This window comes from Acidovorax sp. FG60, from assembly GCF_057808995.1.
The window spans coordinates 34,584-51,201 of the sequence record NZ_JBMDJC010000005.1; the positions used below are offsets into that span (position 1 = coordinate 34,584).

Consider the following 16,618-nt stretch of genomic DNA (forward strand, 5'->3'; position numbering starts at 1 on the left):
AGCATGCATTATTGACCTGCGATGTCGTAGACACCCTCAGAGTCAAATCGACAGCACCACTTGACGTGAGACCAGGTGCCCGTTGAGTTGATTTCGACGACTCCGCGAGCAAACAGCACTTCGTGCGTGCCGTCGTCATAGAGACTTTCTTGTTGGACCTCAATGGGTAGACCATCAATAAGCAGCACGAGCGAGCCATCTATCTCCTTCCGGAGGTCAGTCTGGGACAGCATGACGAGATCGCTCTCAAGGAGTTCGTTGAAATCCACAGAGAAACGAGGGGTCATATTGAATGTCCGGTTCTGGCCGATAGCGGGCGTGTTGCCAAGCGCTGGCACGGTTGCACCAATTTCCCTCCGCACAGACTTTCGAGGGCAGAGCTCGGCTGCGGTCGAACCGGTCGCTGAAACCCCTCCGTTTTGGCCGCGTTGCTAAGCCTCAATCACTTCTCCGAAGATGGCAGGCACTGAGTCGGAAAACCACAATACTTGCATTCTCTAGTGAATAGCGACGCAGTCGGGACACCATCTTCGACCGTGGAGCCAATAAAAGGCTTTGTGCAGGAGGGACATTTAACAGAAGCAATGGCACCGAGTAAGAAAAGTGCCGTGAAGAAGCTCGCAAGGGCACCTACCAGTGCCACGTTGCTCAATGAGTTGGGGAAAAGAAGAGGTTGAATCCCAAGCGACAGAAAGCACACCGTTGCAACCGCTAGCGCCGCCTTGCAGCAGCGTTGGAGCAGTTTGATTTTTGTGAGCTTCATTGCAATGTATTAGGCGTAGGGGCGACTTACGATTTCAAGCCGCAAGGCACCAGTTCTAGCAGACTTCCCGCCAAGTGAACCATGGGCACATTTGCTAGAGACTGCTTTTTGCCGAGAGCCGCAGTTCCCAATGCATTGAGCGATCTGCGTCACCGCAACACCACCCCTCACCCCTGCGCCAAAAACTTCTTCAAATTCCCCGCCGCCGTACTCCGCACCTTGCGCTTGAGCGATGGCGACCAGCCCAGCAGCAGCCCTGGCGCCCCCAGCGCCTGCCGTGCCCAGCGCCAGAAGTTGAAGCGGTCGCGGTGGGTGGCGATCAGCCCGTCGGGCGTGAAGGTGAAGGTGCCGTCGATGATGTTGTGCACCTTGCGCCCCGTGGCGCTGAAGAGGTAGTGCGCCTCCCAGTGCGCCTTGCCGCCGGCCGCGTCGGCTTCGATACCGCTGAACGTGAGCTTCCAGTGCTCGGCCGCGCCGGGCTTTTTGGTGGCGGTGCATAGCATGCGCCACATGCCGCCGATCTGGTCGCGGCCCTTCAGGGAAAAGGCCTCGTCGTCGAACGTGGCGTTGGGCGCATAGCAGGCGGCCATGGTGGCGTGGTCAAGCTGCGCAAACGCGGTGTAGAAGCGCTGCAGGGTCTGGGCGTTGGGGTGCATGGGGTCTCCTCCTCAAGGGCGCCCATGCTACACCGGTGCCTGCCTGTTGCATGCCGCTTGGGCGACCGGGCCGTGTGGTGCGTTCTCAACGGGTGCGCAGCCCGCCGATGCGCCGGCGCTTGATGTCATCCAGTCCGTCCAGCACCTGGATGCCATGTGCATACCCCTGCTGCACGATCTGCTCGAAGCGGTTCCACTGCAGCATGCCGACGCGGTCCATGGGTGGGTTGAAGTACAGGTCGGTGAGCTGCTGCGACTGGCGCTGGCGCGACATGCTGTACAGGATGGTGACCTGCATGAGGTAGCTGGCCAGCGAGGGCAGCTTGTAGCGGCGCTGGGCGCGCGGGCGCAGCTTGTCGCGCAGTAGAGCCCAGCTGGTGGGGATGTCGTCCAGCTCGATGCGGCGCGGCTTGCGGAAGTTCAGGTCTACGCCGATCACCGTGCCCACGCCGCGCATGCTGCTGCGCATCACATCCACGGGAAAGTTGTTGAACGTGCCACCGTCGCACAGCAGGTCGCCTTCGTGCACCACGGGCGGCAATGCACCGGGGATGGAGATGCTGGCCAGCAGCGACTTCACCAGGCTGCCACGGCGCACCACCTGTTCGCTGGCGCGCGAGTAGTTGGTGGCCACGCAGTAGTAGTTCTTCCACAGGTCTTCCACCTGGGCCGGGAAGCCCACTAAGCTCCCCACGGCCTCGTGCAGGATGTGGCGCAGTCGGCGGCCCTTGATGAGCGACATCAGCGGCAGCAGGTTGAAGTCTCCCGTGGGGTTGGTGCGAAACGCCTCGCGGGCGTTGGCCATCACCGTCGCCAGCGGCCGGTCGGATGCCACATACGCGGCCATGACCGATCCGATGCTGGTGCCGCCCACGCAGTCGATCTCCACGCCTTCCTCCTGCAGCGCGCGGTAGATGCCAAGGTGCGCAAAGCCGCGCGCACCGCCGCCCGCCAGCACCAGGCCCACGGCGGTGCGGCTCTGGATGCGGGCCAGGCGCGCCATGTCGCGGTCGAGGGTGGGGCGCACATGCACGTGGTCGGCCACGGGGCGGCGGTCCAGCCATTGCTGGGTGCCACGTGGGCACTGCGTGCCTTCCGGGTGCAGCAGCACCAGGATCTCGGCGGCCTCGGCCAGGGGCGCGCGGCGCAGCAGGCAGTTTTCTTCGATGGGGTGGATGGCGGGCTCGGCCTGAGCGTCGGCCAGCAGCAGCAACTCGTCGCAGTGGCGGCTCACGCGCCGTGTCCAGGGCGTGGGCTCGGGGTCTGCCAGAAGCAGCACGAAGTCGTTGCGCGCCTCGATCTCGTCGAGCAGCATGGCGATGCGTCGGTTGGCAGTGGCGTCGGCGCCTTCGCGCTGGGCAATGCCGGGCTCGTGCAGCTCTGCGTCCACGGTGGCGGAGTCGACCACACGCACGCGGCCGATGGTGCCCAGCTGGCGCGCCAGGCTCTGGCCAAAGCCCTGCAGGTCCACGCAGCTGCTCACGGGCAGCAGGCCCATGGCCACGGGCCGCTCTTGTGCGGCCGTGTGGGTGGCTGTGCCCGTTTGCAGGCGCTGGATGATCTGGCGCGTGAGGGCAATCGACACCTGGGCGCTGCTGGCCAGCAGGGTCTTGAACACATCCTTGGTCAGTCGCACCAGCACCGAGTCGCGCACGGCGACCACGGTGGCGGCGCGCGGTGCGTCGGTGAACAGACTGATCTCGCCAATCACCTGGCCCCGGCCCATATCGGCCACACGACGCTGCGGGCCGATGCTGCCGTCATCGCTGCGCACATAGGCACGCAGGCGGCCGCTCACGGTGAGGTACATCGACTCGCCGGGCTCGCCCTGCGCCATCAGCGTGCTGCCGCCGGGCACCTCCACCCACTCCAGCTGGGCGCGCAGCAGCTCCAGCGCTTCGGGTTCGATGCCTGGCAGAAAGCTGCGCAGGTGCTCGGTGAGCAGTTGGTTCTGGGTGGCGGTAAAGGGGGGCATGGTCACGCAATCGGCAAGGCTCGGTGGGGCGCTGCGGAAAGCGGGGGGCTCGCCAACACGTCGTGTTTGCGATGGGTTCCGCAGCGTGCGAAGCGGCGGATTCTAGGAACGCAAGGGCACCTGTGCGCACTGTGCAAGGCATGGTGGCCGGGCAGCGCGTGAATAAATGCACGGCGGGCCCTCGCGATTGCCCTTCCGTGCCGATGCGAAACCGGTCGTCAGCGCATGAAGGCGCTCAGCGCGCGGGCCGTGGCCTCGGGCAATTGCTCGGGGATGAAGTGCCCTGCAGGCACGGCCTGGCCCGTCACCACGCCCGCGCATTGCGCCTGCCATAGAGCCAGTGGGTCGAACAGGCGGTGAACTACGCCGTGTTCGCCCCAGATCACCAGCGTGTCGCACGCGATCTTCTCGCCGCGCGCGCGGCTTTCGCGGTCATGCTCCAGGTCGATGCCTGCGCTGGCGCGGTAGTCTTCGCACGCGGTGTGGATGGCTTCGGGCGTGCAAAAGCAGCGCTCGTAGTCGGCCAGGGCCTGGGGCTCGATGTGGGCCAGGCCCGCGCTGCCCCAGCCGCCCAGCTTGGCGTGCAGGTAGGCGAGCGGGTTGCCGCCAATCATGGCCTCCGGCAGCGGGGCGGGCTGGATGAGGTGGAACCAGTGGTAGTAGGCGCGCGCAAACTCCATGTCGGTACGCGCGTACATGTCGAGCGTAGGGGCGATGTCGATCACGCACAGCTTCTTCACGCGCGCGGCGTGGTCCAGCGCGAGGCGGTGGGCCACACGGCCGCCCCGATCGTGCCCGCACAGAAAGAAGTGATCGTGACCCAGCGCGGTCATCACCTCGGCCATGTCCTGCGCCATGGCGCGTTTGCTGTAGTTGCGGTGGTCCGGCAGGCCGGGCGCGTGCGATGAATCGCCATAACCGCGCAGGTCGGGCAGCACCAGAAAGTAGTCGTGCGCCAGCTGCTGCGCCACGCGGTGCCACAGCGCATGCGTTTGCGGAAAGCCGTGCAGCAGGAGCAGGGGCGGCCCGTCGGCTTTGCCGCCCGTGCGCACAAAGATATCTGCCCCGCCCGTGGCGATGCGGTGGGTGAGGAATCCCTGGAACCAGTTCATGGTGTGCACCGCGAGTGAGGTGCGCCCATCGGTTGGTGCGACGTCAGGCCGGCGGCCCCGCTGTCCAGCGTGGCACCAGACGCGCTGCGGGCCGCGTCGGAGGGTTGCAGGGGCTGGGCGTGGGGGTGTATGGGGGCTCCTTCTTGGATAGCTCATGCTACACCGCGGCTCTGTGGCGCGAGCGCGGGTGGACCCACAGGGATACGCACCGGCCCGCAAGCCGTCGTTCCCGCTATGGGATGCCCACATGCCGCTTCTTCGGCGGGGCTGCCGGATGGGAGAAATTCCTGAATTACATGCCGTTACACTGGCGGCCCATCGGGGGGGTGGACTTCCCCAAGGGTTCTGCATCCCAGGGTTTTTACAAGGTGCGCCATACCTGCTTGCCCGGCAGGCCCCCCGTGGGAGCATGGGGCGGAAAGAGGCGGTGCCGGCGGATCAAAGGAAAGTCGTGGGTACGATCAATGTGGCCTGTACGGGCAGGACAGGGATAGGAATGGTTTCAGCGGGGCCTTGCAGGCTGATCGCACGGTTGCTGCTGTCGTGGTGCCTGTGCCTGGTGGCGTTGTTTGCGCAGGCGGCTCCGGTGGTGCTAACAATCGTGCCAAGTCACTCCCCAGTGTCGGGCGGAGACGCCTTTCATTTGACGGTGACCTACGACACCGCCATGGACTCCACCGTCAATCCGGTCATCTCGTTTCCCACGGTGGGCGAAGACCCCGGGGCATTTCTTGTGCCCACCACATCCACTTGGCTCGACGCCACGACGTTCAGGCAGAACTACGACACCGTTGCCATGATTTTGAACATGAGCCCGTTGGACGTGGCGGCCAACGGTGCGCAAGACACCTTGGGCGAAGTCCAGTCTCCAGGCTTTCAGGCCAACGTGTTCGAGATTACCTACATCCCGCCCACACACGTCATTGACATGAAGGGTACGATCGACGGCGGTACCCCCGTGCATCCGGCTGGCACGGGCCATGTTCTCACCGACGCCGATATCGGCAAAACCGTCGAGTTCATCATCCGCTATGACATCCCTACCGACTATGGCGGGTGCCCCAACGGGGTGGTGCAGAACTTTCTGTGCACCAACCTTGTGTTCACCAACACCGGCGGCACGCCCCTGAGCCTGACCAACGTCACCTCGGAATGGGTGACACGCAACCGCTATCGGGTGACCTGGACGATTGCGGATGGTGATGAGCAGTTCGGCAGCATCAATGTCATGGTGGCGGGTGGCGTGGGCCGCAAGGACGATGTCAACAACAAGAACACCGATTTCGAGTTGACGGGCGTGTTCAGCATCGACACCAAGAACCCCACCGTGGCCAGCGTGGCGCCCAGCGCTGCGTCCATCAGCAGTGGTGTGCCCGCCAGTGGCGTATTTACCCTCACGGTGGCGTTCAGCGAGCCCATGGACATGTCCAGCACGCCCACGCTGAGCTTTCCCAACCAGAGCTTGGGCGCTTTGCTGACACCAACCACCGGCAGCTGGATCGACAGCACGCACTACGCGCAGAACTTCGCCATTGCCACTGTCGCGAACACGGCCAGCGCAATGCAGGCAAAGGCGATGCAGGCGAAGGCGGCGGTGGTGTTCCCTGCTGTGGATGTGATGGTGGCTGGTGCGCGCGATGCCAATGGCAACCTGCAAAGCGCGGGGGTTGTGGCAGGTGTGTTTGCGGTCAACTTTGCGGGAGCGGCGGCTGCGGCGGCCATTCCCACGCTGTCCACCTGGGGCTTGATGCTGCTGGGCACCTTGTTGCTGGGCCTGACGGCTATTTCACAAAGCGCCGGACGCCGCACGCGAAGCGTCTGAGACGGGCACGCGCCCGCGCACCGTGCTGCGCGGGCCGACCTCTCCGCCGCCCTCAGCCCAGCAGAAACCCCAGCAACCGCTGCAGTGCGTAGCGCACCGTGGCCGCACGGATGGCGGCGCGGTCGCCCGCAAAGTGCTGCATCTCGCTGTGGGTTTCGCCATTCACGCACCAGGCAAACCACACAGTGCCCACGGGCTTGGCCTCGCTGCCGCCTGTAGGGCCGGCCACGCCGGTTACGGCCAGGCTCACATGCGCCTGGGAATGGGCCAGCGCCCCATCGGCCATGGCGCGGGCCACGGCCTCACTCACGGCGCCTTCCTGCTCAATGAGTGCGGCGGGCACGCCCAGCATCTCGACCTTGGCGGCGTTGGAGTAGGTGACAAAGCCGCGCTCGAACCACTGGCTGGAGCCCGCCAGGTCGGTGCAGGCCGCCGCGATCATGCCGCCCGAGCAGCTTTCGGCCGTGGCCAGCAGGTGGCTGTGTTTGAGCAATTCCAGAGAAATTTGGGTCAAATTGGCCTCTAGCGCTGATGTATCAAGCGCTAGCAGCTCTTTATTTGATAGCGATGCGGTTGTCATAGAAACCTCCACACTGCAATGACCAGCAGGGTACAGAAGGCTGCCACAAAGTCGTCCCACAAGATACCCCAGCCGCCGCGCCAGCCAAAGCCCTTGAACAGGCTGTCGGCCCAGCCCACCGGGCCGGGTTTGGCCGCGTCAAAGAATCGGAACAGCCCAAAAGCCACCAGCTGCCCCCACCAGCCCATGGGCATGGCCAGCCACAGCACCAGCCAGAAGGCCACCACCTCGTCCCACACGATGCTGCCGGGGTCGGCCACGGCCATGTTGCGTGCGGTGGTGGTGCAGGCCCACCAGCCCACTACGGTGCTGGCGGCAATCAGCAGGCCCATGTGTTGGGGTGACAGCCATTGCTGCAGTGCCAGGGAGCTGAGCCAGGCCCACAGCGTGCCCACGGTGCCCGGCGCCACGCGCGACAGCCCGGCGCCAAAACCCAGTGCGATGAAGTGGGCCGGGTGGGAGAACATGAACGCCACGGTAGGGCGGCGGGAGGGCAGGGGCTGCGGGGGCTCGGAAACGGTCATGGCACGAGGGAGGGGCTGTCAGGCGCTGGCGGCCACGTCTGCCCCTGCGGGCAGGCGCACCAGCAACACGGGCACGGGCGCGGTGCGTGCAATCTGCTCGGCATCGCTGCCCATCAGCACGCGGGCCAGGCCACGGCGCCCGTGCGTGCCCAGCACGATCAGGTCGGCCCCCCAGGCCTGGGCATGCTCCACCACCAGCTGCGCCACGCGGGCGTCCAGGTTTTCAATCAGCACAGTGTCTACCGGTACACCGCGTTGCGCCACGCGCTCCTGGGCCTGGCGCAGCAGGGCTTCGCCGGCCTTGCGCAGGCGGGGCAGTACCTCCTGGCTGTAGACCTCGGGCTGCTCAAAGCCGCTGATGTGGGCCACCGGGTCCATCACATTCAGCAGCCGGATGCGGCCGCCCGTGGATTGCGCGAGGCTGGTGGCCTGGGCCACGGCGTGGTCCGAGGTGGGGCTGCCGTCAACGGCAACGAGGATGTGTTGGTAACTCATGGTGGGGCTGGCTCCTCGGGCTCTTTCGTGAGGCGCTGTTGTCGATTGTGAACGACTGTTGTGGGTGAGTGCGGGCTGCAGTTGCCGGTTCACTGGCGTTCTTGCAGCTCCACATCCTTGGGGTAGCGGATGGTGTGCTCGGCGCTGAACTGCGCCGTGGCGCCTGCGGCCAGCGGCTGCTGCCAGGCCACGGTGCCGGGCGTGCGGTTCCAGGCTGTGTCGGTGGGCTGGGGCTGGTAGCGCGATTCGACCTCGATCTTCTCGTTGCGCGATACCGGCGCGGCATGCAGCACCTGCAGCGTGATGCCGGTCTTGTGGCGGTTCTCCACGCTGTAGGCGCGGCGGGTCTTGCGCTCGGTGCGCGAGCCGGTAAAGCCGGTGCTGCCCGTCAGGTCCTGCGCGGGCTCGGCGCGCACGGTGACGAGTTCATCGCGGCCAAATGACAGGCTGGCGCTGCCCTCGGGTGCGCCCGCGCTGGGGGTGGAGAAGTCGATGCGCCCGTTGCCCACAAACGCGCCGTCGCGGTACAGGCCTGCCGGCCCTGCGGGCCACACGCCGGGCGGCTGGGCCATGTGGGCCACCAGGTAGGCGGCTTCTTCCACGGCGGGGGCTGTGCGGGTGATCAGCGTGGCGGGGGCCGTGTGGTTGCCCAGCGCCAGCGTCACGCGCTGGCCGCTCGATGGCACGGTGATGCGCTGCGGCACGGCGAACTCGGTGGCAAAACCCTTGTCGAGGGTGCTGACATCGAAGGTGGGCATGGCCTCCTCGACCGCGTTGCGCGAGCGTGCCACGGGCGAAGGCGCTGCCGCCATGGCCATCGCAACGGCGGGGGCGGCGGCGGGCATGGGACGCGGCGGCGGGGCTACATCCAGCGTCCATTCGCGCGGCAAGCGGCCCTGCGTGGCGCGGCCTGGTTGGCCGGTGGACAGGGTCAGTTGAACGTTGCTCCAGTCTTCGCCACTGTTTTGCGCCACCAGCGCCTGGCGCTCGATCAGCACGGTGGATTTGGTGGCATCCAGCGTGGCACGGTAGGTGGGTTGCCAGCCAGGGCCGCGTACCTGGTAAGACAGGCGCAGCTCGGCCTCGCGCTCGGCGGCCAGGTTGATGGTGACGGAAACCACCCGCGCACGCTGGCTGGCCACGCGGTCGCGCTCGGCCACCAGGGGCTTGAGGGCCAGCTCCAGCGCCTCCTGCTTGCGTTGCAGTTGGTGCGCGCGTGCAAAGCTGTCTTGGCCAGACTTGCGCAGTACATCGGCGGTAGCGGTGATCTGTGCGGGCGTAGGGGGGGCGACACGGGGGGCGCTTGTAGCGGGCGCTGCCGCCTCCTGGCCATTGCCGGTGTGTGCCACGCTGCGCAGGTAACCATCCACCAGTTGCAGGGCGGAGGCTTCGGCCTTCACTACCGCGATCTGGTCTTCCAGCTCGCGGATGCGGCTGTCCAGCGGGCTCGCGCAGCCTGCCGCCACATCGCGGTCCTCGGTGAGCACGTTGAACTCGCCCACACGCACGGCAGGGTCGGCGTTGATCTGGAGGCTTTGCACATCCAGCGACGCGGGCAGGCAGGTCAGCGTGAGGCTGCGCGCGCCAGCGGGCACCTTGGCCGCACGCTCCACCGTGGCGCTGCCGGGGTAGACGGTGACGCGGGCGATGCGGGAGGTGTCCTGGGCGTGGGCCGACGAGGCCGCGATGGAGAGCAGTGCTGCGCTCAAAAGGCCCAAGGTACGGTGCAGGCGCGGGATATTGGGGCTATGAATCACGGGACTCCTTGGGCGTGGATGGACAGCGAAGGATGCTAGCAGCCCGCGCTGCGGATGCAGTGCCCCCGCGTGGTGTGCCTCCGGCGATTCGTGGGGGGATCGCGCTACCGCCGCTCAATCAGCTCTATCTGATAGCCGTCAGGGTCTTCTATGAAGGCAATGTTATCTGGTGAAGTCCGGTCTGGAGAGAGGGACTGCATGGGCCCCGCCGCGCGAACTACCGAAACCCCGGCGGCTTGCAGGCTGGCGCAGCTTTTGGCCACACTGTGAACGGCCAACGCGATGTGTCCGTAGGCCGTCCCACGTTGATAGGCAGACTGGTCCCAGTTGTAGGTCAGTTCAATGCTGGCGTCGGTGGACTCGTGGCCATAGCCGACAAAAGCCAAGGTGAAGCGGCCTTGGGGGAAGCGCTCCTGGCGGTGCAGGCGCATCCCCAGCTTGTTGGTGTAGAACTCGATGGACCGCTCCAGATCTGCCACCCGCAACATGGTATGCAGCAATCGGGTGGGCCGGGGGCTCAGTCCTTCATCGTCAAAAGTCGTCATGGTGGGCCTTAGGGTGGTTTGGACACACGGTGTGGCAATGTGGGGCGATACAGTCGCACACACCGTGTTGAGGCGTGCTGGATTTACCCGCGGGCTGCTGCTTCGCCCAGCTCCTGGTTGGTGTATGCCTTGCCGCCAATGCCCCACATGCCGTCCACCGCGTATTTCAGGTTGACCCAGATGTTTTCGCGGGGCTGCTTGCCGCCGCAGGCTTCAAAGAGGATATCGGTGGCCTCGGCGACATAGGCGGTTTGCACTTCCCGTGTGGCAAATGCAAATGAGGGCGTGAGCCATTCCACGATGGCGACGTTGGTCGGGCTTGTTCCCGCGTAGGTGCTGCCCTCAGGGAGCTCTGAAATATGCCCAATGACGTTGGGTGTGAAGAACTTGTTGCCAGCCAAGCCGTGCAGCTTGAGAAAGGCCTCCGACAGGCGTGCCATGGTGCTTTGCTGGCGGTTTTTGGGCAGGACGCCTTCGGTGATGATGAGTGTGAGGGGCATAGCAGCTTCAGAAAGTTGATGGCTTGGTGCGGACCATCCGCACACCCGGACTGTCGCGAATCGCAAAGACTTCGGAAACAGCTGGCCGGACACAGCGCTTGTGCAGAAAATGCACAACCATGGACAACCTCACGCTGGATGACTTCGCCTTGTTTGTGCAAATTGCCTCTGCACACTCGTTTTCAACCGTGGCACGCGAGCGCAACGTGGCTGCAAGCCACGTCTCGCGCGGCATGGCCCGCATCGAGGCGGCCTGCGGCTTGCGTCTGGCCCACCGCACCACCCACAGCCTGTCGCTCACGGAAGAAGGCGAAATGTTCCTGGAGCACGCGCGGCGGATTCTGGGCGAATATGCCCAGTTGCGAGACGGATTTGGGGGGCGTTCGCTGCACATTGGCGGCACAGTGCGCATCAGCGTCAGCCAGCTGCTCGCTGAATATGTCTTGATTCCCAAGCTGCACCTTCTAGGGGCCCAGTACCCGGGGCTGACGGTCGAACTTCAGGTGGAAGACCGTGTGGTGGACATGGCCGATGAGTCGATTGATATTGCGATTCGCGCTGGCGTCGACCCGGCGCAGGCATCCGTGGCGCGGTCGCTGGGCAGCCATGGCCGTGCGCTCTATGCATCACCTGGGTATGTGCAAACGTACGGAGCTCCGATATCCGTGCAGGATTTGGCTGCGCATCGGCTCATATCCAACGCCTCCACCCCGTCGCACAACCAATGGGATTTTCGGGTGAACGGCGAGCCCACCATGCTGATGGTGAAGGGCAAAGTGCAGGTCAACAGCAGCGCAGCGGTGATCTCCCTCGCCCTGGGTGGCGCGGGCATTGCACGCATGAACGACGTGATCGGCCAGGCGCTGGTGGACCAGGGCAAGCTCTTGCCGGTCTTGCCACAGGCCGTGGAACGCGGGAGCCATCCCATATTTGCGGTGATTCTGAGCACCCGGCACCGCGCGCCCAAAGTGCTGGCCACCATGGACTATTTGCAGACCTGCTTTGCGTCGTTTGCAAAACCATCGGGTGAACCCGGCATGCTCTTGCGCCCCGACAGGGCGTAGGTGTGCAGCGCAGGCACGGGGCTACAACACCCCAGGCACTTCTGCCGCCAAAAAGTCATACACCGCCCGAATCCTGCGGCTGGTGCGGATCTCGCGGTGCACCGTGAGCCAGATAGGCAGCTCGGGCAACGCAAGCTGGGGCAGCACCGCCACCACGTTTGGGTCGGTGCGGGCCATGTAGTTGCCCACAAAGCCTATGCCCAATCCTGCGCGCACGGCTTCCCAATACGCCATGAGGTCGTCGGTGCGAAACGCGAAGTGCTGGCGCTCCACCGGGTAGCCCATGGCGGCAAAGCCTTGCAGGATGTCCTCGTGCCGGTCGTTGCCCACCAGCTCGTGCTGCAGCAGGTCGGGCGGCTGCCGAGGTGTGCCTTTGCGGCGCAGGTAGTCGCGGTGGGCATAGGCGCCCAGCGTGACCGCGCCAATGCGTTTGGCCACCAGGCTGGCCTGGTCGGGGCGCACCATGCGCAGCGCAATGTCGGCCTCGCGGCGCAGCAGGTTGGTGACCTGGTTGCTGGCCACCAGCTCGACCTGCACCTCGGGCAGCGCCTGGCGCATGCGCGCCAGCACGGGCGGCAGCAGCACGCAGGCCACGGGCTGGCTGGCGGTGATGCGCACGGTGCCGCTCACGCCTTCCTCAGCGCCCGACACGCTGCGTGCCAGCTGGTGGGCGCCCATCTCCATGGCGCGGGCCGATTCGGCCAGCCGCAGCGCCGTGGCCGTGGGCAGCAGGCCGCGCCCGGTGCGCTCAAACAGCACCACGCTCAGCTGCGATTCGAGCTCGGCAATGTGGCGACCAATGGTGGGCTGGCTGGCGTTGAGCACCCGGGCTGCGCCCAGCAGGCTGCCCTGGTCCAGCGCGGCCAGAAAGGACTGCACCAGGCTCCAGTCAAAGGTTTGGTTCATGGCGATAGCGTGCCTGCAACGGGGTAACAGCAGGGTGGTTGGAGGTATTCAAATTTGCATTGCTGTTATGGATGCTTAGCCAATTGTGTAACGGGCTCTGCGTTTCCACAATCGATACATCCCTTGTGAATGGAGCCCTGACATGACCACCCAACCCCGTTTTCCGCCCCGCGCGGACAACCCTTCCACCGTGTTGATCCTGGGTGCCCGGGGCCGGCTGGGACTGGCGGCGGCCCGGGCCTTTGCCCAGGCCGGCTGGCAGGTGCTGGCCCAGGTGCGGCCCGGTGCGCGCGGGCCTGCGCTGCCCGCTATCGCCGGTGTATGGTGGATGCCCGTGGCGGTGGAGGACACCGCCGCACTGGCGGCCCAGGCGCAAGGCGCGCAGGTGGTGGTGCATGCGCTCAACCCCGCCTACACGCACAAGGCCTGGCGCGAAGAGGCGCCCGCGTTGATGGAAGCTGCCATTGCCGTCACCCGCCAGCTGCGCGCCACGCTGATGCTGCCGGGCAACGTCTACAACTTTGGCGAAGGCATGCCGCCCGTGCTGCACGAAGGCACACCCCAGGCCGCCACGGGCTTCAAGGGCCGCATGCGGGTGCAACTGGAGCAGCGCCTGCAGGCTGCCACGCAAGGTGGCGACATGCGCGCCGTGGTGCTGCGCGCCGGGGACTTCTTTGGCAGTGGCACCGGCAGCTGGCTGGACCAGGCCATTGCCAAGGACCTGCCCCGGGGACGCATCACCTGGCCCGGCCCGCTGGACGTAGCCACGCCCTGGGCCTATCTGCCCGACCTCGCCCGCACCTTCGTGCGCGTGGCGCAAGAGCGGGACCGGCTGGCCCCCTTCGAGTGCCTGCATTTCGCTGGCCATCACGTCACGGCGCAGCAGTGGCTGCACAGCTTCACGGCCATTGCTGCAGAGCAGGGCTGGCTGCCCGATGCGGGCGCGCTGCGGGTGGGTCAGTTGCCGTGGCCGCTGCTGCGCGTGATGGGGCTGGTGGCCCCCACGTTCGCTGCGCTGGCGGACATGCGCTATCTGTGGCGCACGCCCCACCGTCTGGACAACACCCGCCTGCGTGCGCTGATCGGCGACGAGCCCCACACCCCCTTCGATCAGGCCGTGCGCCAGGCGCTGGCAGATTTGGGGCTCGTAGCCTTGCGTTCGACCCGCGCTGCGCTGGCCTGACGGCACAACGTTTGAACCACCGGAGTCTTCTCATGAACCGTCGCAACTTCATTCGTTTGGCAGGGGGTGGCACCATCGCCGCCGCCACCACCGGCACGCTGGTCGCCTGCGGCGCCGTGGGCTCGCACTATCCCGCCGAGGCGGTCGAGGCCTGGCAGGGCCCCGTGGGCGAGACCGATGTGCGCCGCCGGGCGGTGGCCTACGCCATCACCGCGCCCAATTCGCACAACCTGCAGCCCTGGCTGGTGGACTTGCGCGAGAGCGGTGTCATCACCCTGCGCACCGACCCTGCGCGGGTGCTGCCACAGACCGACCCGTGGGGGCGCCAGATACTCATCGGCCACGGCGCCTTCCTGGAGCTGCTGGTGATGGCGCTGGCCCAGCAAGGCGTGGCCAGCGAGGTGCTGCTGTGGCCGCAGGGCGAGATGCCTGCGGCCCTGAAGGACTGGGACGACCGTCCCGTGGCGCGCATCACCCTCAAGCCGGGCGGCCAGCCCGACCCGCTGTTTGCCCAGGTGCTGCTGCGCCGCACGCCCAAGACCGATTTCGACACCACCCGGCCCGTGGCGCCCGAGTTGCTGGCCCGGTTGCTGCGCAGCGCGCCGGTTCAAGCCCCGCTCAGCGTCGGCGGCACCGTCAGTGACGCCCAGTTGCCTGCGCTGCGCGCGCTGTGCTGGGAGTCCGCCCGGGTGGAGCTGCTCACACCGCGCACGATGATGGAAAGCATCCAGCTCACCCGCGTGGGCCCGGCCGAGATCCTGCAGCACCGCGATGGCATCTCGATCAACTCGCCCTTTGTGCGCGCGGTGTCGGCCCTTGGCCTGTTCGACCGCTCCGCACCACCCGCCGAAGGCAGCGCGGCGTACAAAAATGCCATGGGCCGCTTTGAAGGTCACAGCCGCACGGCCATGGGTTTTGTGTGGATTACCGGCCCCAACACCCGCAGCGACCAGATCCACACCGGGCGGCTGTATGTGCGCCAGCAGTTGCAGGCCACGGCGCTGGGTGTGGGCATGCACCCCATGAGCCAGGCGGTGCAGGAATTTGCCGAGATGGTCCCGCACTTCGAGCGCGTGCACCAGCTGGTGCTGGGGCGGCCCGCGCCGCGCACACCCCAGGAGCCCACCGTGCAGATGTTCTGCCGCATGGGTTACCCGCAGGGCGAGGTGCCTGCCACGCCGCGCAGGCCGCTCGCGCGTTTTGTGCAGGCATGATTCGGAGGAGGACAGCACCTGCGCAAAGGGCTGATGCAGATCAACCTCCGGCCACAAGCTGGCGCGCTTTGCCGCTGCTTCACACACTGTTCAGGTGGCGTTCATCGCGGGTTTCTACAGTTGCTGCATTGCAACAATTAGTGGGGCTGGTGATGTGGAAGAAGGTTTTGGGGGGCACTCTGGCGGTGGCCATGGGCGTGTGGATGTTGGCTTTGATCGTGCCCCAGCCTGCACCGCCCGCGTGGGGCGATGTCTGGTGGTGGCGTAACCAGCTGATCCTGCTCACCGGGGTGGCAGCCTGGGCGCTGATGTCGCTGATCATGGTGCTGGCCGTGCGGCCCGCGTGGCTGGAAAAGCCGCTCGGTGGCCTGGACAAGAGCTACCGCCTGCACAAGTGGGCGGGTATCGGCGCGATTGTGCTGGCGTTGCTGCACTACGGGCTGCAGCTGTCGCGCAGCCTGCTGGCTGACTGGGTAGGCCGCCCGGTGCGCACGCCGCGCGCGGATTGGTGGCTCAACACCTTCCGCCACCTGGCCGAGGAGATGGGGGAATGGGCCGTGTGGTTCCTCGCGGCCATGCTGGTCATCACGCTGTGGCAGCGGTTCCCGTACCACGTGTGGCGCTACCTGCACAAGCTGCTGGCCGTGGTGTACCTGGTGCTGGCCTTTCATGCCGTGGTGCTCACGCCGCCCGCCTGGTGGGCGCAGCCAGCGGGCGTGCTGGTGGGCCTGTGCACGCTGGTGGGGGTGCTGTGCGCAGTGCGCTCGCTGGCCGGGGCCATCGGGCGCAGCCGCCGCCATGCGGCCCGTGTTGTGAGCGTGTCGCCCCAAGGGGCTGGGGTGCTGGATGTGAGCTGCCAGGTCAGCCCTGCCAGTCGCTGGAAGCATGCGGCCGGTCAGTTTGCGTTTGTCACCTTTGGCCGTGCCGAAGGGGCACACCCATTCACCCTGCTCAATGCTGACCAGGGCAACGGCGTGCTGCGGTTTGCCATCAAGGCGCTGGGCGACCACACGGGGCAGCTGCCCCTGCAGGTGCAGCCGGGCCAGACGGTGAGCATCGAGGGGCCGTATGGCTGCTTTGACTTTCGCAGCGACAGCGCCACCGAGCAGGTGTGGGTGGCCGCAGGCATTGGCGCCACGCCGTTCATGGCTTGGCTCGAGTCGATGCAGTCCACGCCCGCGCTGGCGCCCCGCGTGCACTTGCACTACTGCGTGCGCCATGCGGGCGAGGCGGTGTTTGCCGAGCGCATGGCCGCGCTGTGCGCGCGCCTGCCCAGCGTGACGCTGGAGATCCACTACAGCGACGATGCTGGGCCCGTGACACCCACAGCGCTGCTGGCGGGCACCAGCCCGGCGGCGAGTGTGTGGTTCTGTGGGCCGCAGGGTTTTGCCGAGGCGGTGCGCCTGGGCATGCAGCAGCTGGGGCGCTCGCCTGCGCGCTTTCACCAGGAGCTGTTCCAGATGCGCTGAAGCGGGGTTTTCACCCCAGCGCTATGGGTGGGCAGGGAAAATGGTTCTAATTG

The 16,618-nt window shown here is 66.2% G+C and carries 16 protein-coding genes; 5 read left to right on the forward strand and 11 right to left on the reverse strand.

The window, feature by feature from the left end; genetic code table 11:
• Window positions 1-8: 8 nt before the first annotated feature.
• The 4 genes from ACODS0_RS09105 to ACODS0_RS09120 all read right to left on the reverse strand — a co-directional run bounded on the left by ACODS0_RS09105 (window position 9) and on the right by ACODS0_RS09120 (window position 4,506).
• Entirely contained in the window at window positions 9-287 is a 279-nt protein-coding gene (locus ACODS0_RS09105; protein ID WP_488834413.1) for a hypothetical protein, read from the reverse strand.
• A 643-nt stretch (window positions 288-930) separates the two neighbouring features.
• On the reverse strand, window positions 931-1,419 hold the full coding sequence (locus ACODS0_RS09110; RefSeq protein ID WP_218301436.1) for a nuclear transport factor 2 family protein: 489 nt from the start codon (window positions 1,417-1,419) through the stop codon (window positions 931-933).
• 85 nt (window positions 1,420-1,504) lie between these two features.
• Window positions 1,505-3,394, reverse strand: coding sequence for a patatin-like phospholipase family protein (locus tag ACODS0_RS09115; RefSeq protein ID WP_488834417.1), 1,890 nt, complete (start codon window positions 3,392-3,394; stop codon window positions 1,505-1,507).
• A 218-nt stretch (window positions 3,395-3,612) separates the two neighbouring features.
• Window positions 3,613-4,506, reverse strand: a complete 894-nt coding sequence (locus ACODS0_RS09120; RefSeq protein ID WP_488834419.1) for an alpha/beta fold hydrolase — start codon at window positions 4,504-4,506, stop codon at window positions 3,613-3,615.
• A gap of 667 nt (window positions 4,507-5,173) precedes the next feature.
• Here ACODS0_RS09120 and ACODS0_RS09125 point away from each other — a divergent pair.
• A complete protein-coding gene (locus ACODS0_RS09125) occupies window positions 5,174-6,328 on the forward strand; it encodes an IPTL-CTERM sorting domain-containing protein (protein ID WP_488834421.1) in 1,155 nt (384 codons plus the stop codon).
• A gap of 52 nt (window positions 6,329-6,380) precedes the next feature.
• Here the strand turns inward: ACODS0_RS09125 and ACODS0_RS09130 are convergent, their stop codons facing one another.
• The 6 genes from ACODS0_RS09130 to ACODS0_RS09155 all read right to left on the reverse strand — a co-directional run bounded on the left by ACODS0_RS09130 (window position 6,381) and on the right by ACODS0_RS09155 (window position 10,729).
• Window positions 6,381-6,908, reverse strand: coding sequence for a CinA family protein (locus tag ACODS0_RS09130; RefSeq protein ID WP_436130697.1), 528 nt, complete (start codon window positions 6,906-6,908; stop codon window positions 6,381-6,383).
• Window positions 6,905-7,432: a phosphatidylglycerophosphatase A family protein gene (locus ACODS0_RS09135; protein WP_488834423.1), complete on the reverse strand. Its 528-nt coding sequence runs from the start codon at window positions 7,430-7,432 to the stop codon at window positions 6,905-6,907. Before ACODS0_RS09135 ends, ACODS0_RS09130 begins: the two co-directional genes overlap by 4 nt.
• A gap of 18 nt (window positions 7,433-7,450) precedes the next feature.
• Window positions 7,451-7,927 carry a universal stress protein gene (locus ACODS0_RS09140; protein ID WP_487257293.1) on the reverse strand — a complete coding sequence of 159 codons (477 nt, stop codon included), beginning with the start codon at window positions 7,925-7,927 and terminating at the stop codon, window positions 7,451-7,453.
• An 89-nt stretch (window positions 7,928-8,016) separates the two neighbouring features.
• A complete protein-coding gene (locus ACODS0_RS09145; RefSeq protein ID WP_488834425.1) occupies window positions 8,017-9,684 on the reverse strand; it encodes a DUF4139 domain-containing protein in 1,668 nt (555 codons plus the stop codon).
• Between the two features lie 104 nt (window positions 9,685-9,788).
• Window positions 9,789-10,229, reverse strand: a complete 441-nt coding sequence (gene gloA, locus ACODS0_RS09150; protein ID WP_488834427.1) for a lactoylglutathione lyase — start codon at window positions 10,227-10,229, stop codon at window positions 9,789-9,791.
• Between the two features lie 83 nt (window positions 10,230-10,312).
• Window positions 10,313-10,729 (reverse strand): tautomerase family protein, encoded by a 417-nt coding sequence (locus ACODS0_RS09155; protein WP_488834429.1) that lies wholly within the window; start codon window positions 10,727-10,729, stop codon window positions 10,313-10,315.
• 119 nt (window positions 10,730-10,848) lie between these two features.
• Here ACODS0_RS09155 and ACODS0_RS09160 point away from each other — a divergent pair, with 119 nt between their 5' ends.
• The gene (locus ACODS0_RS09160; protein WP_121421431.1) at window positions 10,849-11,793 is read left to right on the forward strand and encodes a LysR family transcriptional regulator; all 945 of its coding nucleotides are present in this window, start codon (window positions 10,849-10,851) and stop codon (window positions 11,791-11,793) included.
• 21 nt (window positions 11,794-11,814) lie between these two features.
• Here ACODS0_RS09160 and ACODS0_RS09165 read toward each other — a convergent pair whose 3' ends face one another.
• Complete coding sequence (locus ACODS0_RS09165; RefSeq protein ID WP_488834433.1) at window positions 11,815-12,699, reverse strand: LysR family transcriptional regulator; 885 nt, start codon at window positions 12,697-12,699, stop codon at window positions 11,815-11,817.
• Between the two features lie 142 nt (window positions 12,700-12,841).
• Between ACODS0_RS09165 and ACODS0_RS09170 the strand changes: the two genes are divergently transcribed.
• The 3 genes from ACODS0_RS09170 to ACODS0_RS09180 all read left to right on the forward strand — a co-directional run bounded on the left by ACODS0_RS09170 (window position 12,842) and on the right by ACODS0_RS09180 (window position 16,565).
• Window positions 12,842-13,882: an NAD-dependent epimerase/dehydratase family protein gene (locus ACODS0_RS09170; protein WP_488834435.1), complete on the forward strand. Its 1,041-nt coding sequence runs from the start codon at window positions 12,842-12,844 to the stop codon at window positions 13,880-13,882.
• A 32-nt stretch (window positions 13,883-13,914) separates the two neighbouring features.
• Window positions 13,915-15,096, forward strand: coding sequence for an Acg family FMN-binding oxidoreductase (locus tag ACODS0_RS09175; RefSeq protein WP_488834437.1), 1,182 nt, complete (start codon window positions 13,915-13,917; stop codon window positions 15,094-15,096).
• Window positions 15,097-15,224: 128 nt separating this feature from the next.
• A complete protein-coding gene (locus ACODS0_RS09180) occupies window positions 15,225-16,565 on the forward strand; it encodes a ferredoxin reductase family protein (RefSeq protein WP_488834440.1) in 1,341 nt (446 codons plus the stop codon).
• Window positions 16,566-16,618 lie beyond the last annotated feature (53 nt).